General features: G+C 63.5%; 6 protein-coding genes. All 6 read left to right on the top strand.

Annotated elements, in window-relative coordinates; genetic code table 11:
• Positions 1–85 precede the first annotated feature (85 nt).
• A complete protein-coding gene (locus L6D81_RS22430) occupies positions 86–2,206 on the top strand; it encodes a TonB-dependent copper receptor (RefSeq protein ID WP_236181971.1) in 2,121 nt (706 codons plus the stop codon).
• A gap of 79 nt (positions 2,207–2,285) precedes the next feature.
• Complete coding sequence (locus tag L6D81_RS22425) at positions 2,286–3,665, top strand: PepSY-associated TM helix domain-containing protein (RefSeq protein WP_236181970.1); 1,380 nt, start codon at positions 2,286–2,288, stop codon at positions 3,663–3,665.
• Positions 3,666–3,827: 162 nt separating this feature from the next.
• Positions 3,828–5,954: a TonB-dependent receptor gene (locus L6D81_RS22420; RefSeq protein WP_236181969.1), complete on the top strand. Its 2,127-nt coding sequence runs from the start codon at positions 3,828–3,830 to the stop codon at positions 5,952–5,954.
• Between the two features lie 12 nt (positions 5,955–5,966).
• Complete coding sequence (locus L6D81_RS22415; protein ID WP_236181968.1) at positions 5,967–6,755, top strand: ABC transporter ATP-binding protein; 789 nt, start codon at positions 5,967–5,969, stop codon at positions 6,753–6,755.
• Positions 6,752–7,699, top strand: coding sequence for an ABC transporter substrate-binding protein (locus L6D81_RS22410; protein WP_236181967.1), 948 nt, complete (start codon positions 6,752–6,754; stop codon positions 7,697–7,699). Before L6D81_RS22415 ends, L6D81_RS22410 begins: the two co-directional genes overlap by 4 nt.
• The gene (locus tag L6D81_RS22405; RefSeq protein ID WP_085746545.1) at positions 7,696–8,706 is read left to right on the top strand and encodes a FecCD family ABC transporter permease; all 1,011 of its coding nucleotides are present in this window, start codon (positions 7,696–7,698) and stop codon (positions 8,704–8,706) included. The genes L6D81_RS22410 and L6D81_RS22405 overlap by 4 nt, the downstream gene beginning before the upstream one ends.
• The last annotated feature ends 13 nt before the right edge of the window (positions 8,707–8,719 follow it).

The raw sequence follows: 8,719 nt of genomic DNA, 5'->3' as shown, positions 1-8,719 counted from the left end.
AACACCCCCCTCTGATTGCACACGGTTGAGAAGACAGCTTCAGGCTGCCGGCCGTGTTGTTTACGACTGTTTGATGGAAATTGTCATGTCCAGGTTTTCTGCTGTCCCACGCCCGGGGTCTGCCCCGGCGTCCTTTGCCCTGAACGAATCCCGCGTTCGGTTCAGGCACGCGACCGCCGTGCTTTGCGGCGTCCTGCTGTCCCCGCTGGTCCACGCCGATGAACACGCCAGCCACACTGATGAGCTGAGCCCGACGGTCATCACCGCCATCGCCCCGAGCTCGCCGCTGACCATCGTCACCAACCCGAAAGACCCGCGCCAACCGGTGCCGGCCAGCGACGGCGGCGACTACCTGAAGACCATTCCCGGCTTCGCGCTGGTGCGCAACGGCGGCACCAACGGTGATCCGGTGCTGCGCGGCATGTTTGGCTCGCGGCTGAACATCCTCACCAACGGCAGCATGATGCTCGGTGCCTGCCCCGGCCGGATGGACGCGCCGACCTCGTACATCTCGCCCGAGACCTACGACAAACTCACCGTGATCAAAGGCCCGCAGACTGTGCTCTACGGACCCGGCGCCTCGGCCGGCACGATCCTGTTCGACCGCGAGCCGGAAAGCTTCGGCGAACTCGGCACCCGCGTGAACGCCAGCGTGCTGGCCGGCTCCCACGGGCGCTTCGACAAAGTCGTCGACGCGGCAGCCGGCGGTTCGCTGGGCTACGTGCGGGTGATCGGCAACACCGCGCACTCGGACGACTACCGCGACGGCAGCAACGACATCGTTGCCTCGCGCTATGACAAATGGAACGGCGACGTGGCGCTGGGCTGGACCCCGGACGCCGACACCCTGATCGAACTCACCGCCGGCAAGGGCGACGGCGAAGCACGCTACGCCGGACGCGGCATGGACGGCTCGCAATTCCTGCGCGAAAGCCTCGGTCTGCGCGTCGAGAAGTCCAACATCACCGACGTGCTGGAGAAACTCGAAGCCCAGGTCTACTACAACTACGCCGACCACGTGATGGACAACTACACCCTGCGCACGCCGTCCGGCACCGGGATGATGGCAGGTCCCATGGCGTCCAACGTCGACCGCCGCACCCTCGGTGCACGGATCAAGGCCACCTGGCGCTGGGCCGACATCCAGCTGATCACCGGCCTCGACGCGCAGACCAACGAACACCGTCAGCGCAGCGGCATGGGCATCGATACCTACAAGGATCAGCCGTACACCAAGGACGCCGACTTCCATAACTATGGGGTGTTCAGCGAAATGACCTGGTACGCCGCCGACCGCGACCGGCTGATGACCGGCGCCCGGATCGACCGCGCCTCGGCCAGGGATTTCCGCCAGACCACCGGTTCGAGAATGATGTCCCGGCCGAACCCGACCGCCGGTGATACCCGCGCCGATACCCTGCCGAGTGGTTTCATCCGCTATGAGCATGACCTGGCCGACAGCCCGACCACGCTCTACGCGGGCCTCGGCCACGCGCAGCGGTTTCCGGATTACTGGGAGCTGTTTTCGCCCAAGTCCGGCCCGGCGGGTTCGGTCAATGCATTCGATTCGATCAAGCCGGAAAAGACCACTCAGCTCGACTTCGGCGTGAACTACAAGAGCGCCGACCTCGAAGCCTGGGCCTCGGGTTACATCGGCCAGGTGCGCGATTACATCCTGTTCGACTACACGCCGGGGATGATGGGCATGAGCACCTCCCGGGCCGAGAACATCGATGCGCGGATCATGGGCGGCGAACTCGGCGCCGCCTACAAACTCACCGACAACTGGAAAGCCGATGCGACCCTGGCCTACGCCTGGGGCAAGAACAGCAGCGACGGCAAGGCCCTGCCGCAGATGCCGCCGCTGGATGCCCGCTTCGGCCTGACCTATACCGAAGACAACTGGAGCGCCGGCGCCCTGTGGAGGGTGGTTGCCGCGCAAAACCGCATCGACCGGAACAAAGGCAACGTGGTCGGCAAGGATTACGACAAGAGTTCAGGCTTCGGCGTGTTCTCGCTCAACGGTGCCTACCGGATCAACAAACACTGGAAGGTCAGTACCGGCGTCGACAACCTGTTCGGCAAGGCCTACGCCGAACACCTGAACCTGGCGGGCAACGCCGGGTTCGGCTACCCGGCCAACGACCCGCAAGCGATCAATGAACCGGGGCGCACGCTCTGGACCAAGGTGGACATGAGTTTCTAACCCTCAAGGGCGCTCGCTCCCTTCTGGGGGCGGGCGGCCACAGACAACTAAAAGATCCAAGCCAAGCGGAGCACTCGTGATGAAACAGCCCAAACCGAATTTCTACAACCTGGCCTGGCGTTGGCATTTTTATGCCGGATTGTTCGTCGCCCCGTTCATGGTGATGCTGGCCCTGACCGGCATCATTTACCTGTTCAAGCCGCAACTCGATTCGCTGATGTACAGCAGCCTGCTGAACGTCCCGGCCGGGCATCACACCGTGCCGGCCGACGACTTGCTGCAAAAGGTCAAAAGCGCTTATCCACAGGGCCAGGTCACTCAGTACCTGCCGCCGGTGAATGCCGAGCGCAGCGCCCAGTTTGTCGTGGCCAATGCCGGCCATGAGCTGAACGTGTTCGTCGATCCGTACCACGGCGACATCCTCGGCGAGCAGGATGCCAAGCAGAACCTGCAAGCCATCGCCCGGGCCATTCACGGCGAACTGATGATCGGCACCGTCGGTGACCGGTTGATCGAAATGGCCGCCGGCTGGGGCGTGGTGCTGGTGGTGTCCGGGGTTTTCCTGTGGTGGCCGCGCGGTCAGGCAGCGGGAATTCTGTGGCCACGCCTGAGCAGTCGCGGTCGTGTTCTATGGCGTGACCTGCATGCCGTGACCGGCTTCTGGGGCGCCGCGTTGCTGCTGGTGATGCTGCTCAGCGGCATGACCTGGACCGGCTTCTGGGGCAAGCAATATGCCCAGGTGTGGAACGTGTTCCCGGCGGCGATGTGGAACAACGTGCCGACCTCCGACGTCGAGGCCGGCAGCCTCAACAACGCCGCGCGCCAGACCGTACCCTGGGCGATGGAAAACACGCCGATGCCGATGTCCGGCGACCACGCCGAACACATGGCCCACGGCGGCATGCAACACGGTCCCGCCGCGCCGAACATCCGCCTGCAGGACGTGCAGAACATCGCCACCGAGCGCAAGGTCGAGCCGGGCTACAGCATCACCCTGCCGACCACCGCCACCGGCGTGTTCACCATCGCCGTGTTCGCCGACGACCCGCGTAACGACGCCACCCTGCACGTCGATCAGTACACCGGCAAGGTGTTGGCCGACGTGCGCTTCGAGCAGTACGGCGCGGTTGCCCGTGCTACCGAGATCGGCGTGATGCTCCACGAAGGCAAGATGTTCGGCACTTTCAACCAGATCATCGTTCTGCTGATCTGCCTGATGATCCTGCTCAGCGCCGTCAGCGGCGTGGTGATCTGGTGGAAGCGCCGCCCGCAGGGCAAGTTCGGCGTACCGCCGCTGCGTCACGATCTGCCGAAATGGAAAACCGGCGTGGCGATCATGCTGGTGCTGGCGGTGGTGTTTCCGCTGGTGGGAGCTTCGCTGGTGGTGGTGTGGTTGCTGGATCGGCTGCTGTTGTCGCGTCTGGGCCGACAAACTGAATCTGCCTCAACTTCATCATGAAACAGGCGAGATGCGCGACCTAGACAGATCTTTAAACTGCCGGGGCTTAAACTCCGGCATTTTTTAGTGTTACTGTATAACGCAAATTTGCTGCTCTGCCCGCCGCCATGCACGGTCATGAGCCTGCGGGCTTTTCTTTTGAAGAAGTGATTCACCGCCCCGATGAACCAGTACCTCTTGTCCAGCCTCTGCCTGTTCGCCCTGAACAACAGCGCCCACGCCGACAACGCCCCGCTGACGCTGCCCACCGGCACCATCACCGCCCCGGCCAATGACGACCCGATCGTCAGCCTGACCACGCCGACCAGCGCTGGCTCGCGCCTGAACCTCAGTGCGATGGAAACCCCGGCCAGTGTCGAAAGCCTCAGCGGCGAACAAGTCCGCGCCCGTGGCGATCGCAGCGTGCAGGACGCGGTATCGCGCAGCACCGGCATCAGCCGCACCGGCACGCCGGGCGATGGCGCTACCTCGTTGCAGGCCCGGGGTTTTACCGGGCAGAGCTCGGTGATGCAGTTGTTTGACGGCAACCGCCTGTACACCGGCATGGGCACCGTGACGTTTCCGGTCGACACCTGGTCGGTGGAGCGCGTCGATGTCCTGCGCGGCCCGGCCTCGGTGCTGTACGGTGAGGGCGCGACCGGCGCGGTGGTCAACGTGATCCCGAAGAAGCCGTTCGAAGGTGAAATCGAAAACCATGTGCGCGTCGGCTACGGCTCGTTCGACCGCCAGCAGCAGGCGTTCGACAGCGGCGGCTCGCTGACCGACACCCTGAGCTATCACCTCAACCTCAATCGCCTGCGAAGCAACGGCTGGGTCGATCGCGGCGACGCGTCCAGCGACTTCATCAGCGCCGCCCTGCGCTGGCAGGCCACCGACGATCTGACCTTCACCCTCGCCCACGATTACGGCGATCAGCGCCCGCAGAATGACTTCGGCACACCATTGATCAACGGCCAGTTGAAAGACAGCCTGCGTAACAAGAACTACAACGTGCGCGACGACAAGCAGCACTACAACGATCAATGGACGCGCCTGACCACTGACTGGCAGATCAATGATGCAGTCAGCGCCAGCAACGAGCTGTACTACCTCAAGGCTCAACGCCGCTGGCAGAACGCCGAGAACTACAACTTCGAGCCCGGCAGCCAACAACTTAGCCGCAGCGGCTACTTCGGCATCGGCCACCAACAGGAACAGGTCGGCGACCGCCAGACCTTCACCTTCAAACACTCGCTGTTCGGCCTCGACAGCCAGACCGTGACCGGCGTCGACTACAACCGTATCCGCTTCCAACTCAACAGCAACTCGCCGTTCAACGACGTATTGCCGAACGGCCAGCCGCTGGATCGGTATCACCCGCAGACCGGCTATTTCGAAAGCGCCAATGCGTATCGCGATCAGTTCGACAGCACCACCAGACAGATGTCGGTGTTCGCCGAAAACCGCACGCAACTGAGCGAGCGCTGGTCGCTGGTGACCGGTGTGCGCCGCGACTACGTGCATGTAGATCGCAACAACCTGGTCGACGGCAGTCAGAGCGACAAGACCCTGACCGGCAACAACTGGAAGGCCGGCCTGGTGTTCGCGCTGACGCAGGACACCTCGTTCTACGGCCAGGTCGCCACCAGCACCGATGGCATCGGCGGCCTGATTTCCCTGAGCCCGAGCCAGCAGCAATATGACCTGTCCACCGCGCGGCAAACCGAGATCGGCCTGAAGCAGCTGTTCTGGGATCAGCGCGGCGAGTTCACCCTGGCGGCGTATCGCATCGTCAAGAAGAAGTTGCTGACCGACGATCCGGGCAACCCGACGCTCAAGCAGCAGGTCGGCCAGCAATCGTCGAACGGCCTGGAAGCCAGCCTCGACCTGCAACTGCCACAGGCCTGGCAACTGCAAGCCAACGCCGCAATCGTCAAAGCGAAGTACGACGATTTCGAAGAAGGGGTCGGCGGCGTGCCCGTGTCGCGCAACGGCAATCGCCCGGTGGACGTGCCACGCCGCACCGCCAATCTGTGGCTGAGCAAGGCGCTGACCGATGACCTGAAGGCCGGCGCCGGCGTGCGTTACGTCGATGCACGCTACGCCGACATGGCCAACCGCAACGAGCTGCCGAGCTACACCGTGGTCGATGCGACGCTGTCATGGAAAGCCCTGCGCAACACCACGCTGGGGCTGCAGGTGAACAATCTGTTTGACCGGACGTACGCACAAAGCCAATACAATGAGGGCCAGCAGTGGATTCTGGGTGAGCCTCGTTCGTTCTTTGTCACCGCTGACTACACCTTCTAGAACAGGAACGAAATGACCTCACTGTCCCTCACCCACCTCGCCTGGACACCTCTGGGCCACGGCCACTGCCATCACCAGTTCCAGCTGCGTGACGCCTCGTTGCAGGTGGCCGCCGGTGAGTTCGTCGGGCTGATCGGGCCTAACGGCAGCGGCAAGACCAGCCTGTTGCGCTGCGCCTATCGCTTCAGCCAGCCGGAACACGGTGAGGTCAGACTCGATCATCACAACGTGTGGAAGCAATCTTCACGCTGGTGCGCGCAACGCATCGCCGTGGTGCTGCAGGAATTCCCCGACGCCTTCGGCCTGACCGTCGAAGAAGTGGTCGCCATGGGCCGCACGCCGCACAAAGGTCTGTTCGACGGCGACACGCTGGAGGACCGCCATCTCGCCACCCAGGCCCTCAAATCCGTGGGCCTCGATGGCTTCGAAGACCACGCATTCGCCACGCTGTCGGGCGGAGAAAAACAGCGGGTGATCCTCGCCCGCGCCCTGACCCAGCAACCACAACTGCTGATCCTCGACGAGCCGACCAACCACCTCGACCCGCGCTATCAGCTGGAACTGTTGCAATTGGTCAAGCGTTTGCAGATCGGCACGCTGGCAAGCATCCACGACCTGAACCTGGCCGCCGCGTTCTGCGACCGTTTGTACGTGATCAACCACGGCCGGATCGTCGCCAGCGGCACGCCGCAAGAAGTGCTCACTGTTGAACTGCTGCGCGATGTGTTCGGCGTTCAAGCATTGATCGATCCACACCCCCTCCACGGCTACCCGCGAATCACCTGGATAACCCGACCATGACTGTGCGTTCCCTGCTTTGCCTCGCCCTGTTGCTGGGCTCCACCCACGCCTTCGCCGAGGCCACGAAGTACCCGCTGACGATCCACAGCTGCAACCGCGAAGTGACCTTCCAGCAAGCGCCGCAACACGCGGTCAGCCACGACATCAACATGACCCAGATGATGCTCGCCCTCGGCCTCAAATCGAAGATGGCCGGCTACAGCGGCGTCAGTGGCTGGAAGTCGGTGACGCCTGAAATGCAGTCGCTGCTCGACGGTTTGCCGGAACTGGCAGCCAAGTACCCGTCGGTGGAAACCCTGCTCAACGCCAACGTCGATTTCTTCTTCGCCGGCTGGGACTACGGCATGCGCGTCGGCGGCGATCTCACGCCGCAGACCCTGCAACCGCTGGGCATCAATGTGTATGAACTGACCGAGTCCTGCGCCTTCGTGATGAAGCGCCCGGCCGCCACGCTGGATGACACCTACAACGACCTGCGCAACCTCGGAAAGATTTTCGACGTGCAGGACCGCGCCAACGCGCTGATCGCCGACATGCAAAACCAGGTCGCCGACATCCGCAAAAACCTGCCTGCGGAAAAACCCCGGGTGTTCCTGTACGACAGCGGCGAAGACCGCGCCATGACCTCCGGCCGCCTCGGCATGCCGCAAGCGCTGATCGAAGCCGCCGGCGGGCGCAACGTTCTCGATGACGTCGAAGCGAGCTGGACCCGGGTCAACTGGGAGACCGTGGTCGAGCGCAATCCGCAGGTGATCGTCATCGTCGACTACAGCGAAATCACGGCCGAGCAGAAGATTGAATTCCTGCTGAAGAACAAGGCACTGCAATCGGTGGACGCGATCAAGAACCAGCGTTTCATCATCATCCCTTACGTGCAGGCCACGCCGGGGATCGACAACGTGCTGGCGGTGGAAACCCTGGCCAAAGGTTTCCACGGCGAATGATCGATCGTCGCTATGCGCTGCTGCTGATCGCCCTCGGTGCCGTGCTGCTGGTGTCGTGCGTGGTGTCGCTGGGCTTCGGCCCGGCGCGGGTGCCGGTGGACGTGGTGTGGCGGATTCTGCTGCACAAGTTGTTCGGCCTCGGCGTGCCGGACTGGAGCGCCGGCCAGGAGCACATCGTCTGGCTGATCCGCGTGCCGCGCATGTTGCTCGGTGCACTGGTCGGCGCCGGGCTGGCATTGATCGGCGCGGTGCTGCAAGCGGTCACGCGCAACCCGCTGGCCGATCCGCACCTGCTCGGCGTCACCTCCGGTGCGACCCTCGGCGCGGTGATCGTGGTGCTGCACATCGGCGAAATCGTCGGCCTGCTGACCTTGCCGATCGCCGCGTTCATCGGCGCGTTGTTGAGCATGTTTCTGGTGCTGGGCATCGCCAACCGTCAGGGTCGGCTGGACAGTGATCGTCTGCTGCTGTGTGGCGTGGCGGTGTCGTTCGTGATGATGGCGATCGCCAACCTGCTGTTGTTCATGGGCGATCACCGGGCCAGCTCGGCGGTGATGTTCTGGATGCTCGGCGGCCTCGGCCTGGCGCGCTGGGAATTGTTGGCGGTGCCGGCGCTCAGCGTGTTGCTCGGGTTGATTCTGCTGATCGGCATGGCCCGACCACTGAACGCCTTGATGGCCGGCGAACAGACCGCCGTCACCCTCGGCCTGAATGCCCGGGCGGTGCGCCTGCGGGTGTTTGTGATCGCTTCGTTGATGACCGGAGTGCTGGTGTCGATCAGTGGCTCCATCGGTTTTGTCGGGCTGATGGTGCCGCACATTGCCCGGCGCCTGATCGGTGCCGAGCACCGGCGTCTGCTGCCGGTGTGCGTATTGCTCGGCAGTGTGTTTCTGGTATGGGTCGATGTCGCAGCACGGACGCTTATCGCACCGGAGGACTTGCCGATTGGCGTCGCCACCGCAGCGCTCGGCGGGCTGTTTTTCATCGGCCTGATGCGCCGCCGCTGAGCGTGCCTTAGAC

Source organism: Pseudomonas sputi, from assembly GCF_021603585.1.
GTDB lineage: Bacteria > Pseudomonadota > Gammaproteobacteria > Pseudomonadales > Pseudomonadaceae > Aquipseudomonas > Aquipseudomonas sputi.
Note: the sequence above shows the minus strand (reverse complement) of the source record. Positions and strands in the feature narration are given on the sequence as shown.